Here is a 15,897-nt window from a genome sequence, read left to right as displayed (position 1 = left end):
GCGCATAGACGAGTTCGGGCGGGATGGCAAGGATGACGGTACACATGATCGCCCCGATCCCAGCGGCAAGGAAGCCCGCGAATCGATCCGCATCCGATGATAGAGGAGCCGCCGGAACGCGCACGCCATGTTCGAGGATCGCCCATGCGGGACAGCTACCGAGCCGCCGCCCTCCTGTTCTGCATCTCAGCGTCGGGCCAGGCTCTCGCCGACGAGCCCGTGCTGCAGACGGTTGATTACGCCAATACGCGCTATTCGAAGCTCGACCAGATCAATGCCAGCAACGTTAAGCAGCTGCAGGTGGCCTGGACGTTCTCGACCGGCGTCCTGCGCGGCCACGAAGGCTCGCCGCTCGTCATCGGCAACATGATGTACGTGCACACCCCCTTCCCGAACATCGTCTACGCCCTGGACCTCGACAAGGACGGCGTGATCGTCTGGAAGTACGAGCCCAAGCAGGACCCGAGCGTCATCCCGGTGATGTGCTGTGACACGGTCAATCGTGGCCTGGCCTATGCCGACGGCGCGATCATCCTGCACCAGGCCGACACCACCGTCGTCTCGCTCGACGCCAAGTCCGGCAAGGTGAACTGGTCCGTCGTCAACGGCGACCCCAAGAAGGGTGAGACCAACACCGCGACGGTTCTGCCGGTCAAGGACAAGATCATCGTCGGCATTTCCGGCGGCGAGTTCGGCGTGAACTGCCACGTCACCGCCTACGACTCGAAGTCGGGCAAGAAGGTGTGGCGCGGCTACTCGCAGGGCCCCGATGCCGACATGATCATGGACCCGGAGAAGACGACGTCTCTCGGCAAGCCGGTCGGCAAGGATTCCTCGCTGAAGACCTGGGAAGGCGATCAGTGGAAGACGGGCGGCGGCTGCACCTGGGGCTGGTTCTCCTACGATCCCAAGCTCGACCTGATGTATTACGGCTCGGGCAACCCCTCGACCTGGAACCCCAAGCAGCGTCCGGGCGACAACAAGTGGTCGATGACCATCTGGGCGCGTAACCCCGACACGGGTGCGGCCAAGTGGGTCTACCAGATGACCCCGCACGACGAGTGGGACTACGACGGCATCAACGAGATGATCCTCACGGATCAGAAGATCGACGGTAAGGATCGTCCGCTCCTCACCCACTTCGATCGTAACGGCTTCGGCTACACCCTCGATCGCGCCACCGGCGAGCTCCTGGTCGCCGAGAGGTTCGATCCGGTGGTGAACTGGGCTTCCAAGGTCGACATGGACAAGGGCTCCAAGACCTACGGTCGTCCCCTGGTCGATCCGCGCTACTCGCCGGAAGCCAAGGGCGAGGACGAGACCACCGTGGGGATCTGCCCCGGTGCCATCGGCGCCAAGAACGAGCAGCCCGCCGCCTATTCGCCCGACACGCACCTGTTCTACGTGCCTACCAACCACATCTGCATGAGCTACGAGCCGTTCCAGGTGAGCTACACCCCCGGCATTCCCTATGTCGGCGCCACCGTCACGCTCCAGCCGCATGAGAGCGGTCCGGAGACCGGGCGTTTCATCGCCTGGGACGGCACCGGGGGAAAGGTCGTCTGGTCGAACACCGAGCCGTTCTCGGTCTGGTCGGGTGCCCTCGCCACGGCCGGCGACGTGGTGTTCTATGGAACGCTGGAGGGATACCTGAAGGCCGTCGATGCGCGCACGGGCCGCGAACTCTACCGGTTCAAGACGCCGTCGGGCATCATCGGCAACGTGACGACCTACCTCCATCGCGGCAGGCAATACGTCGCCGTGCTCTCGGGCGTCGGCGGCTGGGCAGGGATCGGGCTCGCTGCCGGCCTCACCGATCCGGCGGACGGAGCCGGCGCGGTGGGCGGCTATGCCGGCCTGTCGCGCTACACCGCACTGGGCGGCCAGCTCATGGTCTTCGCCCTGCCCGAATCGCGGGGCTGACGTCTCACGAGACGCTCGTCACGCCCTCGCGTGCCCGGAGCGCGGTCACGATCTCGTCGAAGCTCTTATCCGGGATATGCACGTAGGACACCTCGATCGTATCGATGCCGTCCTCCTCCGTCGGCTGCGCCACGAATTGTACGAGGCGGGAGGCGAAGGGGCTGGACATCGTTCGCAGGGACTCGATGGTGATCACCCCGCGCTTGGCCGTGATGGTGAGGGTCCGCGTCTGCGCCCGCTCGCGGTAGCGCTTCTCCAGGGGCTTCATTCCAGCGAGGATCAGAAGCACGATGACGGTCGTGGCGGTCGCCGCCACATAGAGGCCGGTTCCCGCAGCGAGGCCGATGGCGGCCACGGCCCAGAGTCCGGCCGCAGTGGTGAGACCCTTCACCATCTCCCCGCGCAGCATGATCGTCCCGGCGCCGAGGAAGCCGATGCCGGATACGACCTGCGCCGCCATGCGGGAGGGATCGAGGTTGACGTTCGGGGTGCCAAGGATGTCGGAGAAGCCGAAGGCCGAGACGATGACGATCAGGCAGGAGCCGACGCAGACGAGCATATGCGTCCGCATACCCGCCGCCCAGACGTGGCGCTCACGCTCGAAACCCACGGCGCTGCCGAGCAGCGCCGCGAGGAGGAGACGGCCCAGGATCTCGAAATTGCCGATCACGCGCTGTCCATCCGCTCAGAGCCAGTCGGTCGCTCCTAAGCAGAGACAAGGACGGCGACAATCCTGCCGCCGTCCCTATTCACCTGTCGAAAGACCTATTTGTCGGGCTTCTCGGAGATGATGGCGCCAGTCTTCGGATCCGCGTGGAATTCCATCTTCACGCCGTTCTTCATGCCCTCGCCCTCCCAATGGCCGTCATCCGCCTCGAACTCGGTGATGTCGGTATAGCCGGCCGCCATCAGCTTCTGCTTGACCTGCTCGGCCGGCATCCAGTCCGCGCCGGGCTTGTCCGCAAGGGCAATGCCGGTGGATCCGGCGGTCAGGAGAAGTGCGAGGAGTGCGGATTTCAGGGCTCTCATGGGTTCCTCCGGGGTTTCTTCTGTGCGGTTTTGTTTGCCGTCTAAGGGCAAACACCCACACGGGTTTCCCGGTTCCGGAGAAGAATCGCCTGCGGGAGAGATCAGCCGAGGGAGGAATCACCTGAGGGAGGCGGCGATGGCCTGCTGGATGCCGAGGATGTCGGCGCCGCGCTTGAGCGTCTTCCGGATCGGCTCGGGCCTTCCTGAAACCCAGATCGCCAGTTCCGAATCGAAGTCGAAACTGCCCGCCGTCTCCACCGAGAAACAGGTGATCGCCCGGTAGGGCACGGTCATGTAGGTGACCTTGCGCCCGGTCATGCCCTGCTTGTCCACCAGGATCAGCCGCCGGTCGGTGAAGACGATGAGGTCGCGGATCACCCGGAACGCCACCTGCACCGTCTCGCCCTGGGTGAGAACGCCGCCGAGCGCCTCGTGCACCTCCTGCGGGGAGAGGTCGCTGCCATGGCCGAAGAGCCCGTCGAGAATTCCCATTGCGCCGCCTATCCCGAAAATGCCGCCTTACCCCTATCTAGGGACGAAACGGCCGTGCGCATCGCCTGCCGGTCGTCCTTCGTCGCGGGACGTGCCTGCCGTCCGGAGTTACCTGATGTCCGCCAAAGCACCTGTTCCCCTTCGCCTCGGCGTGAACATCGACCACGTCGCCACCGTGCGTAACGCTCGCGGCGGCATCCATCCCGATCCCGTCGCTGCCGCCCTACTGGCCGTGGAAGCCGGGGCGGACGGCATCACCGCGCATCTGCGCGAGGACCGCCGGCATATCCGCGACGCCGATATCGAGGCGCTGATGGCGCGGCTCTCGGTGCCGCTCAATTTCGAGATGGCGGCCACCGACGAGATGGTGGGGATCGCTACCCGCCTGCGGCCGCACGCCTCCTGCCTCGTTCCAGAGAAGCGCGAAGAGCGCACCACCGAGGGCGGCCTCGACATCGTCGGGCAGGCGGCCCATCTCGCGCCCCGAATCGCCGCCCTGTCGAGTGCCGGGATCTGCGTTTCGCTCTTCGTCGAGCCCGACGAGGCGGTGATGGACGCGGCACTCCGTCTGGAGGCGCCGGTGGTCGAGCTTCATACGGGAAGCTATTGCGAAGCGGTCGCCGAGGGTGACGGCGCACGGGTCGCGCATGAGCTTGCCCGCATCGCGCGGGCCGCCGCCTATGGCTCCGGAATCGGCCTCGAAGTCCATGCGGGTCATGGTCTCGCTCTCGACAGCGTCGGTCCGGTGGCGGCCCTGCCGCAACTCGCCGAGCTCAATATCGGCCACTCGCTCATCGGCGAGGCGATCTTTCACGGGCTGGGTCAGGCGATCCGCGACATGCGCGCCGCCATGGATCGGGCCCGGACGGGGATCGCGGCATGATCGTCGGCATCGGCTCGGACCTCTGCGACATCCGCCGGATCGAACGGTCCCTCGAGCGCTACGGCGAGCGCTTCACCCATCGGGTCTATACCGATGGCGAGCGCGCCAAGTCGGACCGTCGCGCCGCCCGCGCCCCGTCCTATGCGAGGCGCTTCGCCGCCAAGGAGGCCTGTGCCAAGGCACTTGGCACCGGCTTGAGCCACGGCGTTTTCTGGCGCGACATGGAGGTGGTGAGCCTGCCGGGAGGGGCACCGACCCTGCGCCTCACCGGGGGCGCTGCGGAGCGTCTGAGGGCACTGATTCCCGCCGGGCACACGGCCAAGATCCACGTGACGCTCACCGACGATCCGCCCATAGCGCAAGCATTCGTGATCATCGAGGCCTTGCCCTCTTCCCTGCCGTCGCCGATGGCGGATGCTGAGCCGGCCACTGCTCGCGTTGCGGCTCCCGACGGCATGGTCTAGACCGCCGGTCATCACCGACAGTCGATCGGGTTCGCGCGTCGAGCCGGAGATTGCAGACAGATGGAACGAGCGCGCGTGGATCACCAGACGAAGCGAGACCTGAGGGCGGCCGATACGGGCGCCTGGGCGAGCATCAAGGAAACGGTCAAGGTCGGCGTCCAGGCGCTACTGATCGCCCTCGTTGTGCGCACGCTGCTCTTCCAGCCATTCAACATTCCTTCGGGATCGCTGGTTCCGACGCTTCTCGTGGGCGACTACCTGTTCGTGTCCAAGTACTCCTACGGATATTCCAAATACTCGCTGCCCTTGAGCGAGTACCTGCCCTTCAAGGCCGATGGCCGGATCTGGGCGGCCGAGCCCAAGCGCGGCGACATCGCCGTATTCAAACTGCCGAAGGACAATGCCACCGACTACATCAAGCGCGTCATCGGCCTGCCCGGCGACAAGATCCAGATGAAGGCCGGCATTCTCTACATCAACGATGTGGCGGTGAAGCGTGAGCGTATCGCCCCCTACGAGACCACCGGTCCGTACGGCGAGGAGACGAAGGTCGAGCAATATACCGAGACCCTGCCGAATGGCGTGGTGCATCAGGTGATCGAGCGCGAGGGCGATAACGGCTACTGGGACAACACCGAGCCCTATCTCGTGCCGCCCGGCCGTTACTTCATGATGGGCGACAACCGCGACAATTCCACGGATTCGCGCGACCTCGCCAATGTCGGCTTCGTCCCGTTCGAGAATTTCGTCGGCCGTGCCGAGATGATCTTCTTCTCCATCGACGAGGGCACCCCGGCCTGGCAGATTTGGCAATGGCCGGCGAAGGTGCGGTGGGGCCGCATCTTCAGCAGCATCCATTAGGACGATCGACCGTGAGTGAGGAGACGCGTCCTTCCAGCCGGGCGCGTCGCGCACCGCGACCCAAGCCCGGCCTGAACGTGCTCGAAGAGCGGATCGGCCACGTCTTCGCCGACCGTAGCCTTCTGTCGCTGGCCCTGACCCATGTCAGCAAGGCCGGCGGTGGCGGACGGGTGGGAAGCTACCAGCGCCTCGAATTTCTCGGCGACCGGGTGCTCGGCCTCGCCATCGCGGACCTCCTCTACGAAGCCTTCCCGCAGGCCGATGAAGGCGACCTGTCGCGGCGTCTCGCCGGGCTCGTGCGCCGGGAGACCTGTGCCTCGGTCGCCACGGCCTGGGATGTCGGGCCCCATCTCGCCCTCGGCCCGGGGGAGATCCAGAGCGGCGGCCGCCGCAACCAGACGATCCTGGCCGATGCCTGCGAATCGATCCTCGGCGCGGTTTTCCTCGACGCCGGATACGAGACGGCGAAGGCCATCGTGGCCACGGCTTTCGCGCCCGGCACCGACACGGCGGCACCGCGCGGACGCGACGCGAAATCTGCCTTGCAGGAATGGGCGATGGGGCGCGCCCTGCCGATCCCGGTCTACGAGGTCGTGGAGCGGTCCGGCCCGGATCACGCCCCCGTCTTCAGGATCGCCGCGCGTGTCGAGGGCCTCGAGCCCGGATACGGCACCGGCCCCTCGAAACGCCTCGCCGAGCAGGAGGCCGCCCGCCTCGTGCTCGAGCGCGAGGTTCACGGCACGGGCCCTCAGGCCGGCGTCACCCCACGGAACGGAATGGAGACGTCGGCGGACGTCGGTGAAGAGAGCGACCCCGATGCCTGACGATCACAACGATTTCGACGACGAAGACGACCTGCCCCGGCAGGCTCCAATGCCCGAGATCAAGCCGCTACCGGTCATCCCGGCCGATTCGAGCGCCGGCTTCGTCGCCCTGATCGGCGTACCCAATGCCGGCAAGTCGACCCTGCTCAACAGCCTCGTGGGCACCAAGGTCTCCATCGTCTCACGCAAGGTCCAGACGACCCGGGCACTCGTGCGCGGCATCGTCATGGAGGGCAGTGCCCAGATCATCCTGGTGGACACGCCCGGCATCTTCGCGCCCAAGCGCCGCCTCGACCGGGCGATGGTGCATTCCGCCTGGAGCGGTGCCGCCGATGCCGACGCGGTCTGCCTGCTGGTCGATGCCCGCAAGGGCGTCACCGAGGAGGTCGAGGCGATCCTCGCCCGTCTGCCCGAGGTGCGCCAACCCAAGGCTCTGATCCTCAACAAGATCGACCTGATCCCGCGCGACCGGCTGCTGGCCCTGGCCGCCTCGCTCAACGAGCGCATCGCCTTCGCGCATACGTTCATGATCTCCGCGCTCAACGGCGACGGGATCGACACGCTGAGGAAGACCCTGGCCGGGATGATGCAACCCGGCCCCTGGCTCTACCCGGAGGATCAGGTTTCGGACGCTCCGCTCCGGATGCTCGCCGCCGAGATCACGCGCGAGAAGCTCTATGACCGGCTCCACGAGGAGCTGCCCTACCGCTCCACCGTCGAGACCGACCAATGGGTGGTGAAGACCGATGGTTCGGTGCGGATCGAGCAGACGATCTTCGTGGAGCGCGAGAGCCAGCGCTCCATCGTGCTCGGCAAGGGCGGCCAGACCATCAAGGCGATCGGGCAGGCGGCCCGGCGCGAGATCGCCGAGGCGGCCGATCAACCCGTCCACCTGTTCCTGCATGTGAAGGTGCGCGAGAACTGGGCCGATGATCCGGCACGCTATCGGGAGATGGGTCTCGAATTCCCGCGCGGATAGGTGATGGGCTGGTGCGTCACGATACGGTTCGAGGTATCCAGAGCCGCTTCGTGCTGCATTGCCGCATAACTTGCAGTAACGTTCCGCACAGCGTCGCCGTTTTTGAAACGCAGGTTAAAGAACGAGGCCTGTTTGGGATGTTTATGCATGGAAGAGCTTGGCAATGACTTGACACGGTGTTGCCAACCGATTCGCTCGATTTTGTAAATTTATCGGATCTGGCGAAGATAACCTTTTCTTCGGGGCCATCGCCGGCTACCAATCGCGAAGCCGGACTCGATTCCGAGTCGTGGCGCCCAATATCCTTCCTCTTAACGCCCAACTCTCGAGGCGCGCGCGCTGTCGCGCCGGATCCATGAATGATGCCTGCTCCCACCGTCCCGGATGCTGTCTATGGGTCTCCTCCTCCCGAATTGGCCGACGTGTCCGCAGGGGCGGCCCAACTTTCGCCGCTGATCCCCGGTTCTGTCCGCCTCGAAGACATCGCCGAGGGTAGCCTCGAGAGCGTGACCATGCTGGCCCCGGCGGGGACGATCGAGCGTCGCTATGCCTTGTCCCTATCTCTGCGCGCCTTGCGTCCGGGTGGGCGCCTGCGCGCGCTTGCGCCGAAGGATAAGGGTGGGGCCCGTCTCGGCCGCGAGCTGAAGGAATTCGGCTGTGAGCCGGCCGAGACGGCCAAGCGGCATCATCGGATCTGCGAGGTCGCCCGACCCGCCGCGATCATCGACCTCGACGAGGTGATCCAGGAAGGCGCGCCGCGCCACATCGACAACCTCGCCCTATGCACGCAGCCCGGCGTCTTCTCCTGGGACCGGCTCGACCCGGGCACCGCTTTGCTCCTGGCCAACCTGCCGTCGCTTTCGGGCCGGGGGGCGGATTTCGGCTGCGGGATCGGCGTCCTTGCCCGCGCCGTCCTGGCCTCCCAGGGCGTGACCGCACTGACCCTCATCGACATCGACCGGCGCGCCGTGGAGATGGCCCGCCGCAATGTCGGCGACCCGCGCGCGGATATCCGCTGGGCCGATATCCGTTCGGCCGACGTGGTGCTGGAGCGCCTCGACTTCGTCGTCATGAACCCTCCCTTCCACGATGGCGGGATCGAGGACCGTTTCCTCGGCGAGGTCTTCATCCGCCGCGCCGCCGAGACCTTGAGGCCCGGCGGCACGCTCTGGCTCACCGCCAACGCGCATCTGCCCTACGAGGCGCCGCTGAACGCCGCCTTCCGGAACGTCACGCTCAAGGCCTCGGCCGGCGGCTACAAGATTTACGAAGCGCGCAAGTGAAACCACGGGACGTGAAAGTGAGCACCGGTCGTTGAGCAAGAGCCCGAGCCTCAGGCTCGATCGCCTGCTGGCGAATCTCGGATACGGCTCGCGCAGGGAGATCGGCCTTCTCGCCAAAGCCGGCCTCGTCGTGCTCGACGGTGCGCCGCTGCGCGATGCCAGTCAGCGCATCACCGCGACGCCTGATCTGTCACAGCGCATGGTCGTGGACGGCGATCCCCTGGATCCGCCGCCGGGCCTCGTCCTGATGATGAACAAGCCGCTCGGCGTGACATGCTCCCACAAGGAGGCCGGTCCCCTTGTCTATGGGCTCCTTCCCGAGCGCTGGCGCCGGCGTGACCCGGCCCTCTCCACCATCGGCCGCCTCGACAAGGAAACCTCTGGTCTCCTGTTGCTCACCGATGACGGGCCGTTCCTGCACAAGGTGATCTCGCCGAAATCGAAGGTCGCCAAGCGCTACCGCGTCGCCCTCGACCGTCCGCTCAAGGGCGACGAGGTCATGGTGCTGGGGAGCGGATCGATGCTGCTCGAAGGAGAGGACAAGCCCCTCCTGCCGGTGGAGATGGAGGTGGAGGACGAGACCCATGTGGTCGTGACCCTTCACGAGGGCCGCTATCATCAGGTCCGACGCATGTTCGCGGCGCTCGGCAACCATGTCACCGCCCTGCATCGAGACCGGATTGGCGGTTTGACCCTGCCTGCCGACCTGGAGGCCGGAGCGTACCGCATCCTCAGCGAGGCGGATGTCGCGGCCTTGTTCGGTGAGGCGCCGGCTGCCTGATTCGATACCTGCGATGTCCTTCGCATAGCCTTGCCTCGGCGGATATCCTCTGCTAAGGCCCCGCCCATTCCACACGCGGAGCCGGCCTCATGCCTGAATGAGGCGTTTCCGGTGATCGTCCCTTTCGAGGGTCGGTCGCTTCCTCCGCGGCGGCATCAACCGGAAGAGAAAACGATCATGGCCGTTGATTTCACGATGCGTCAGCTCCTCGAAGCGGGCGCCCATTTCGGACACCAGTCCCACCGCTGGAACCCGAAGATGCAGACCTACATCTTCGGTACCCGCAACAACATCCACATCATCGATCTCGCCCAGACCGTGCCGGCCCTTCACCAGGCCCTGCAGGCCGTGAGCGACACAGTCGCCAAGGGCGGCCGTGTGCTGTTCGTCGGCACCAAGCGTCAGGCCGCCGACACGATCGCGGAAGCCGCCAAGCGTTCGGCGCAGTACTACGTCAATTCCCGCTGGCTCGGCGGCATGCTGACCAACTGGAAGACCATTTCGGGCTCGATCGCCCGTCTGCGCAAGGTCGACGAGACCCTCGAAGGCGGCGGTCAGGGCCTCACCAAGAAGGAGCGCCTGATGCTGTCCCGTGAGAAGGACAAGCTCGAGAAGGCTCTCGGCGGCATCAAGGACATGGGCGGCGTGCCCGATCTGCTGTTCGTGATCGACACCAACAAGGAGCAGCTCGCGATCAAGGAGGCCCAGCGCCTCGGGATCCCGGTGGCGGCCATCGTCGACACCAACTGCAACCCCGACGGCATCACCTACGTCGTTCCCGCCAACGACGATGCCGGCCGCGCGATCTCGCTCTATTGCGACCTCATCGCCCGCGCCGCCATCGACGGTATCTCCCGCGGCCAGGGCTCCAGCGGCATCGACCTCGGTGCCTCCGAGGCTCCGACTGCCGAAGAGCTTCCCGAGGAAGAGGCTGCTCTCTCGGTCGAGTCCGGCGCTCTCGATCCGGCCGACGTGGCCGCTCTGGTGGAATCCACCGAGCATTTCGAACTGCTCTCGGCTCCCCGCGGCGCTCCGGACGACCTGTCCAAGCTCCATGGTGCCGGACCGCAGATCGTCCAGAAGCTCAACGATGCCGGCGTCTACCATTACTGGCAGATCGCCGCGATGACCGATGCCGAGGTCGCCAAGGTCGATGCCGATCTGAAGCTCAACGGCCGCATCAGCCGCGATGGCTGGGTCGAGCAAGCCCGTGGCTTCGCCGAGGCTGCTGCCGCCGCCTGATCGCTCAGGCATCCCGGTGACGGGATGCCGCCGATGACGTCGAACCAATCCACGAAGCCCGGCGCTCCTAGCGCCGGGCTCCTTTATCATTTGAGACAGACCCGAAGAGAGGACTCGCCATGGCCAACATCACCGCCGCATTGGTGAAAGAGCTCCGCGAAAAGACCGGCGCGGGCATGATGGACTGCAAGGGCGCGCTGAACGAGACGGATGGCGACATCGAAGCCGCCGTCGACTGGCTGCGCAAAAAGGGCCTGGCCAAGGCCGCCAAGAAGGCCGGCCGCGTCGCCGCCGAGGGCCTCGTGGCCGTCGAATCGTCGGGCCATCACGCCGCCATCGTCGAAGTGAATTCCGAGACCGACTTCGTTGCGCGCAACGACAGCTTCCAGGCCTTCGCCCGTGAAGCCGCCAAGCTCGCCCTCGACACCGACGGTTCGCTCGAAGGCCTCGAGGCCGCTCACTTCCCCGGCGGTTCGACCACGGTCAAGGAGTCGCTCTCCAGCCTCATCGCCACGATCGGCGAGAACATGACCCTGCGCCGCGTGGCCAAGCTCGACGTGACCAAGGGCGTGATCGCGTCCTACGTCCACGCTCAGGTCGCCGACGGCCTCGGCAAGATCGGCGTACTGGTGGCTCTCGAATCGGAGGGCGACGTGGAGGTTCTCTCCACCCTCGGCCGTCAGATCGCCATGCACGTCGCCGCGACGAACCCGGTGGCGCTGGATGCCGCTGGCGTCGATCAGGCCGTGCTCGAGCGCGAGAGCAACATCCTGCGCGAGAAGAATGCCGGCAAGCCGGACCACGTCCTCGCCAAGATCGTCGAGAGCGGCCTGAAGAGCTACTACAAGGAGGTCACCCTCCTGGAGCAGCCCTTCGTCCATGATGGCTCCAAGACGATCACGCAGGTGCTGAAGGAAGCCGAGGGCAAGGCCGGTGCGCCGGTCAAGCTCACCGCTTTCGTGCGCTACGCGCTCGGTGAGGGCATCGAAAAGGAAGAGGCTCCCGATTTCGCCACCGAAGTCGCGGCTGCCGCGCGCGGCTGACGCCGCCATCCTTCTGGATCGACAACTGTTTCCTGGAACGGGCGGTGGCAGCGATGCCGCCGCCCGTTCCGCGTTTTCCGACCGTCGATCCCGCCTCGTCTCTCCACAGGTCCGGCGACCGATCACCGAGATGACATACTAAGACGGTCCTGCCCCTCGACCTTCGCGACCGCCTTGCGATAGACAGCGGGCGCTTCCGATTGAATCGTTCGGCCTTGCGCCGGTGCTTGAGGGGACTGGCGCCATGCCGGAGACCAAACCGTTTCGCCGCGTCCTCGTGAAGCTGTCGGGCGAGGCCCTGGCCGCCCCGGACGGGTACTGGCTGCATCCCCCGCTCCTGGCGGCCCTGGCGGACGATATCGCCAAGACCCTGGAAGCCGGCTTCCAGGTCGCTCTCGTGGTCGGGGGCGGTAACATGATCCGAGGCGCGCGCATCTCGTCGGCGGGGTGGATCGATCGCGCCACCGGCGACTCGCTGGGCATGATCGCCACGGTGATGAACTCCCTCGCCCTTGAGACGGCCCTCAATGCCGCTGGCGTGCCCGCCCGGACGATGTCCGCGGTGTCGATGCCGACGATCTGCGAGACTTATGCGCGTCAGCCGGCTCTGCACCATCTCGACAAGGGCCAGGTGGTGGTGCTGGCCGGAGGCACCGGCAACCCGTATTTTACCACCGATACCGCCGCCGTGCTCCGCGCGGCCGAGCTGCGCTGCGGCGCCGTGCTCAAGGCGACCCAGGTCGATGGCGTCTATTCGGCCGATCCGAAGAAAGATCCCTCGGCGGTGCGCTACGACCGCCTGACCCATGACGATGCCATCGCGCGCGACCTCAAGATCATGGATACCGCCGCGTTCGCGCTGGCCCGCGAGAGCCGCATCTCCATCGTCGTCGGCTCTGTTCATGCCCCCAGTTCGGTCACGGCGATCCTCACGGGGAACGCTCCTTCGACGCACGTCGTGCCCTGACGACATAGTATCTCAAGTATCGGGTTCGTCGTTACGAGTTGATGCGTAGCGGCCTCCCAGTTGCTCGCTCGATTTCGGCATCAGGGTTTATTGAGGATTTTCGCTCTTCCTGTGAAAGGGAACGCCTGCCGCCTGCCCGATGCGGCTGCCGAGCATAGTCGATGCCCTTGTCGCAGTTCGTTTTCTATAGCCGGAATCTCGTCAAGCTGACGGGTGGTTCGATGCGTGACATGGTCAGGGACATCCTGGCCTCCTGCAACCGCTACGATCATGCGTCGGGCATGACGGGCGCCCTCGTGTTCAACGAGGATTTCTTCCTCCAGGCCATGGAGGGCGAGACGTCGACGATCTCGGAGCAGCTCTGGGCTCTGGCGGCGGACAGCCGTCACAGCGGCATGGTTCTCGTCTCTGCCGTTCCATTACAGCAGCGTGCGTTGCGGGGATGGATGGTCGGTTATGCAGGCCGCTCGGAGGCCCTCAACGCCCTCTATCTCCAATACGGTCCCACTGCGAAGTTCGACCCTACGGAGATGTCGGCGGGAGCCATCATCGCGCTGCTCCAGGCGTTCACGGAGCTCGATGCAAACCATTTCGTCCAGCGCTCCGGCCCGCCGGGACTAGCGGAGAGGAAGCCGGTCGCGCGATAGGCAGATCGCGAAGCCGCCTCGCATGGTCAATTTGATCCGCCGCGCGCGCGAACGCCATTTGCGACCTGTCGGATTTTGGTTCATTGAGGCCGCACGCACGGGCCCCGGCGGCCCAAGGCCTTTTCTCTCATTCTCGTCGGGACACACAGTATGGCGACCCCAGAGTTCGACCTGAACGATATCAAGCGCCGGATGCAGGGCGCCGTCAGCGCGCTGTCGAAGGATCTCGGTTCCCTGCGCACCGGACGCGCGACCCCGAGCATTCTCGACCCGATCAATGTCGATGCCTATGGGTCGTCCATGCCGATGGCCCAGGTCGCCACGGTGAGCGTGCCCGAGCCGCGCCTCCTGTCGATCTCGGTCTGGGACCGCAGCATGGTCGCCGCCGTGGAGAAGGCGATTCGTGAATCCGATCTCGGCCTGAACCCTCAGACCGAGGGTCAGACCATCCGCCTGCGCGTTCCGGAGATGAACGAGCAGCGCCGCAAGGAAATGGTCAAGGTCGCTCACAAATATACCGAGGAGGCCCGCGTCGCGGTCCGCCACGTCCGCCGCGATGCGCTCGATCATCTCAAGAAGCTCGAGAAGGAAAGCGCCATCAGCGAGGACGACGAGAAGCGTCAGGCCACCGAAGTGCAGAAGGTGACCGACCAGCACATCGCCGACATCGACGGCGTTCTCGCTTCCAAGGAAAAGGAAATCATGCAGGTCTAAGTTGTGGACTGGTATGGAATCGACGGAATCGGGGACGGGGAGAAGCGCGTTGGGTCGCTCAGAGGGCGCGCGTCAGATCGAGGTATCTGCGGCCGGGGATAGGGACACCGCCAGCGTCGCGGTCGGCCTCGCCTCGCGCGATACCGAGACTTCGGGGTCAGGCCCGTCTCCCGTCACCCGTCCGGCGGCGCCGGCTCATGTCGCCATCATCATGGATGGCAACGGCCGCTGGGCTGCGCGCCGTGGTCTTCCGCGGGTGGAGGGGCATCGCCGCGGCGTCGAGGCGGTGCGCCGCGCGGTCCGCTCCGCGATCGAACTCGGCGTCTCCTATCTGACGATCTACAGCTTCTCCTCCGAGAACTGGCGCCGGCCGCCGGCCGAAATCGCCGATCTCATGGGCCTGCTGAAGCTGTTCGTGCGCCGCGACCTCGCCGAGCTCCACGGCAACAACGTGCGCGTCAAGATTATCGGCGCCCGCGAAGGCCTGAGCACCGATATCGCCGCGCTGCTCGACGAGGCCGAGTCGCGGACCCGCGGCAATACCGGCCTCACTTTGGTGATCGCCTTCAATTACGGCGGGCGCCAGGAGATCCTGCGGGCGGTCCGGACCCTGGCCCAGGCGGTGGCCGACGGGCGGATGAGCCCCGCAGAAATTGGCCTCGAGGCCATCGCTCAAGCCCTCGATACCACCGGCATCCCCGATCCCGACCTCGTCATCCGGACCTCGGGCGAGCAGCGTTTGTCGAACTTCCTCACATGGCAGACGGCCTACGCCGAATACGTGATCGTGCCGGAATTCTGGCCGGATTTCGATCACGCCTGCTTCCATGCGGCCATCGATGAGTATCATCGCCGCGATCGCCGCTTCGGTGGCCTCAGCGGCAAGGCCGGGTGATGGCCTCACCCGGCGACGCGGCATCCGCGCCGAGGCGCGGCCCCCTGGGCGGCCGCGAATTCCAGCTTCGAACGGCGTCCGCCATCGTACTGGCGACCATCGTGCTGACCACGCTGTTCCTCGGCGGCTGGGCCTTCGCCGCCATCTGGCTCATCGCCGGCATCGTCTTCGCGGGCGAATGGATCACAATCAGCCGGATCGCGCCGCTCAGGCCTACCGTTGCGATTACGGGCCTGGGGCTGTTCGCCCTCGCCCTCTGCCTGCGCCTGGATGCTCCGGCACTGGTCTGGCTCGCGGTCGCGGTTCTGACCCTCGTCTCGCTGGTCGTGATCGTCCGGGATTCGGGCGGACGGGGCCGCGTCGTGATCGGCTTTCTCAGTGCCGCGGTGCTGGCCCTGGTACCCCCGGCTTTGCGTGACGACCCGGCCATCGGCATTTTCGGGCCGGCCTGGATGTTCGCCGTGGTCTGGTCCACCGACATCGTCGCCTACATCACAGGCCGTACTTTCGGCGGGCCGAAGCTGATGCCTTCGGTGAGCCCCAAGAAGACGTGGTCCGGCTCACTCGGCGGTCTCGCGGCGGGCATCGCCGCCGGCACCCTGCTGGTGATGGCCGCGCGCTCGCAGGGGTGGAGCAGTCTGGCGAACGCACCCCTCGTCGCGGTCGCCATTACCAGCGCCCTCGCGTCCATCCTGAGCCAGGCCGGCGACCTCGCCGAATCGGGGCTCAAGCGGCATTACGGCGTGAAGGATTCGGGCCGTTCGATCCCGGGCCATGGCGGTGTCATGGATCGGCTCGACGGCTTCTTCGCCGTGGCGGTGCTCGCCGGCCTTTATCTCGTTGCCCACCGCTTGGCGGTGGTCTGAAGGA

The 15,897-nt window shown here is 65.9% G+C and carries 18 protein-coding genes; 15 read left to right on the top strand and 3 right to left on the bottom strand.

Annotation, left to right across the window (positions count from 1 at the left end):
- The first annotated feature begins 144 nt into the window (after positions 1 to 144).
- On the top strand, positions 145 to 1,923 hold the full coding sequence (gene xoxF5, locus ACYQOP_RS01705) for a lanthanide-dependent methanol dehydrogenase XoxF5 (RefSeq protein WP_461220875.1): 1,779 nt from the start codon (positions 145 to 147) through the stop codon (positions 1,921 to 1,923).
- Positions 1,924 to 1,927: 4 nt separating this feature from the next.
- On the opposite strand, the gene ACYQOP_RS01700 is transcribed toward xoxF5, so the two are convergent.
- The 3 genes from ACYQOP_RS01700 to ACYQOP_RS01690 form a co-directional block, all read right to left on the bottom strand.
- Entirely contained in the window at positions 1,928 to 2,593 is a 666-nt protein-coding gene (locus tag ACYQOP_RS01700; protein WP_461220874.1) for an MgtC/SapB family protein, read from the bottom strand.
- 95 nt (positions 2,594 to 2,688) lie between these two features.
- Positions 2,689 to 2,952, bottom strand: coding sequence for a PepSY domain-containing protein (locus tag ACYQOP_RS01695; protein WP_461220873.1), 264 nt, complete (start codon positions 2,950 to 2,952; stop codon positions 2,689 to 2,691).
- 117 nt (positions 2,953 to 3,069) lie between these two features.
- On the bottom strand, positions 3,070 to 3,444 hold the full coding sequence (locus ACYQOP_RS01690; RefSeq protein ID WP_056431548.1) for a PH domain-containing protein: 375 nt from the start codon (positions 3,442 to 3,444) through the stop codon (positions 3,070 to 3,072).
- Positions 3,445 to 3,559: 115 nt separating this feature from the next.
- On the opposite strand from ACYQOP_RS01690, the gene ACYQOP_RS01685 reads away from it, so the two are divergent.
- From ACYQOP_RS01685 to ACYQOP_RS01620, 14 genes are all read left to right on the top strand, one after another.
- Positions 3,560 to 4,327 carry a pyridoxine 5'-phosphate synthase gene (locus ACYQOP_RS01685; protein WP_461220871.1) on the top strand — a complete coding sequence of 256 codons (768 nt, stop codon included), beginning with the start codon at positions 3,560 to 3,562 and terminating at the stop codon, positions 4,325 to 4,327.
- Entirely contained in the window at positions 4,324 to 4,791 is a 468-nt protein-coding gene (gene acpS / locus ACYQOP_RS01680; protein ID WP_461220870.1) for a holo-ACP synthase, read from the top strand. The genes ACYQOP_RS01685 and acpS overlap by 4 nt, the downstream gene beginning before the upstream one ends.
- Positions 4,792 to 4,851: 60 nt before the next feature.
- Positions 4,852 to 5,652 carry a signal peptidase I gene (gene lepB, locus ACYQOP_RS01675; protein ID WP_056431539.1) on the top strand — a complete coding sequence of 267 codons (801 nt, stop codon included), beginning with the start codon at positions 4,852 to 4,854 and terminating at the stop codon, positions 5,650 to 5,652.
- A gap of 11 nt (positions 5,653 to 5,663) precedes the next feature.
- Entirely contained in the window at positions 5,664 to 6,476 is an 813-nt protein-coding gene (gene rnc, locus ACYQOP_RS01670; protein WP_461220869.1) for a ribonuclease III, read from the top strand.
- Between the two features lie 49 nt (positions 6,477 to 6,525).
- Entirely contained in the window at positions 6,526 to 7,455 is a 930-nt protein-coding gene (gene era / locus ACYQOP_RS01665) for a GTPase Era (RefSeq protein WP_156467881.1), read from the top strand.
- 359 nt (positions 7,456 to 7,814) lie between these two features.
- The gene (locus tag ACYQOP_RS01660) at positions 7,815 to 8,738 is read left to right on the top strand and encodes a class I SAM-dependent methyltransferase (protein ID WP_156467874.1); all 924 of its coding nucleotides are present in this window, start codon (positions 7,815 to 7,817) and stop codon (positions 8,736 to 8,738) included.
- Between the two features lie 31 nt (positions 8,739 to 8,769).
- Positions 8,770 to 9,519: a pseudouridine synthase gene (locus tag ACYQOP_RS01655; protein WP_461220868.1), complete on the top strand. Its 750-nt coding sequence runs from the start codon at positions 8,770 to 8,772 to the stop codon at positions 9,517 to 9,519.
- 177 nt (positions 9,520 to 9,696) lie between these two features.
- A complete protein-coding gene (locus ACYQOP_RS01650) occupies positions 9,697 to 10,761 on the top strand; it encodes a 30S ribosomal protein S2 (protein ID WP_461220866.1) in 1,065 nt (354 codons plus the stop codon).
- A 119-nt stretch (positions 10,762 to 10,880) separates the two neighbouring features.
- Positions 10,881 to 11,804, top strand: a complete 924-nt coding sequence (gene tsf, locus ACYQOP_RS01645; protein ID WP_056431526.1) for a translation elongation factor Ts — start codon at positions 10,881 to 10,883, stop codon at positions 11,802 to 11,804.
- A 244-nt stretch (positions 11,805 to 12,048) separates the two neighbouring features.
- A complete protein-coding gene (gene pyrH, locus ACYQOP_RS01640; RefSeq protein ID WP_056431523.1) occupies positions 12,049 to 12,771 on the top strand; it encodes a UMP kinase in 723 nt (240 codons plus the stop codon).
- Between the two features lie 161 nt (positions 12,772 to 12,932).
- Positions 12,933 to 13,418 (top strand): BLUF domain-containing protein, encoded by a 486-nt coding sequence (locus ACYQOP_RS01635; RefSeq protein ID WP_419951888.1) that lies wholly within the window; start codon positions 12,933 to 12,935, stop codon positions 13,416 to 13,418.
- 150 nt (positions 13,419 to 13,568) lie between these two features.
- Positions 13,569 to 14,132, top strand: coding sequence for a ribosome recycling factor (gene frr, locus ACYQOP_RS01630; RefSeq protein ID WP_056431517.1), 564 nt, complete (start codon positions 13,569 to 13,571; stop codon positions 14,130 to 14,132).
- A gap of 49 nt (positions 14,133 to 14,181) precedes the next feature.
- Positions 14,182 to 15,027 (top strand): isoprenyl transferase, encoded by an 846-nt coding sequence (locus ACYQOP_RS01625; protein ID WP_056431515.1) that lies wholly within the window; start codon positions 14,182 to 14,184, stop codon positions 15,025 to 15,027.
- Entirely contained in the window at positions 15,027 to 15,893 is an 867-nt protein-coding gene (locus ACYQOP_RS01620) for a phosphatidate cytidylyltransferase (RefSeq protein WP_419951887.1), read from the top strand. The genes ACYQOP_RS01625 and ACYQOP_RS01620 overlap by 1 nt, the downstream gene beginning before the upstream one ends.
- The last annotated feature ends 4 nt before the right edge of the window (positions 15,894 to 15,897 follow it).

The sequence above is a fragment of the Methylobacterium sp. CM6247 genome (assembly GCF_054817925.1).
Note: the sequence above shows the minus strand (reverse complement) of the source record. Positions and strands in the feature narration are given on the sequence as shown.

Bases quoted from the DNA above. Each gene is read 5' to 3' on its own strand.
- ACYQOP_RS01635 (WP_419951888.1), top strand. From the start codon at position 12,933: ATGCCCTTGTCGCAGTTCGTTTTCTATAGCCGGAATCTCGTCAAGCTG.
- frr (WP_056431517.1), top strand. From the start codon at position 13,569: ATGGCGACCCCAGAGTTCGACCTGAACGATATCAAGCGCCGGATGCAG.
- pyrH (WP_056431523.1), top strand. From the start codon at position 12,049: ATGCCGGAGACCAAACCGTTTCGCCGCGTCCTCGTGAAGCTGTCGGGC.
- tsf (WP_056431526.1), top strand. From the start codon at position 10,881: ATGGCCAACATCACCGCCGCATTGGTGAAAGAGCTCCGCGAAAAGACC.
- ACYQOP_RS01650 (WP_461220866.1), top strand. From the start codon at position 9,697: ATGGCCGTTGATTTCACGATGCGTCAGCTCCTCGAAGCGGGCGCCCAT.
- ACYQOP_RS01695 (WP_461220873.1), bottom strand. From the start codon at position 2,952: ATGAGAGCCCTGAAATCCGCACTCCTCGCACTTCTCCTGACCGCCGGA.
- ACYQOP_RS01620 (WP_419951887.1), top strand. From the start codon at position 15,027: ATGGCCTCACCCGGCGACGCGGCATCCGCGCCGAGGCGCGGCCCCCTG.
- ACYQOP_RS01690 (WP_056431548.1), bottom strand. From the start codon at position 3,444: ATGGGAATTCTCGACGGGCTCTTCGGCCATGGCAGCGACCTCTCCCCG.
- ACYQOP_RS01660 (WP_156467874.1), top strand. From the start codon at position 7,815: ATGATGCCTGCTCCCACCGTCCCGGATGCTGTCTATGGGTCTCCTCCT.
- xoxF5 (WP_461220875.1), top strand. From the start codon at position 145: ATGCGGGACAGCTACCGAGCCGCCGCCCTCCTGTTCTGCATCTCAGCG.
- lepB (WP_056431539.1), top strand. From the start codon at position 4,852: ATGGAACGAGCGCGCGTGGATCACCAGACGAAGCGAGACCTGAGGGCG.
- acpS (WP_461220870.1), top strand. From the start codon at position 4,324: ATGATCGTCGGCATCGGCTCGGACCTCTGCGACATCCGCCGGATCGAA.
- era (WP_156467881.1), top strand. From the start codon at position 6,526: ATGCCCGAGATCAAGCCGCTACCGGTCATCCCGGCCGATTCGAGCGCC.
- ACYQOP_RS01685 (WP_461220871.1), top strand. From the start codon at position 3,560: ATGTCCGCCAAAGCACCTGTTCCCCTTCGCCTCGGCGTGAACATCGAC.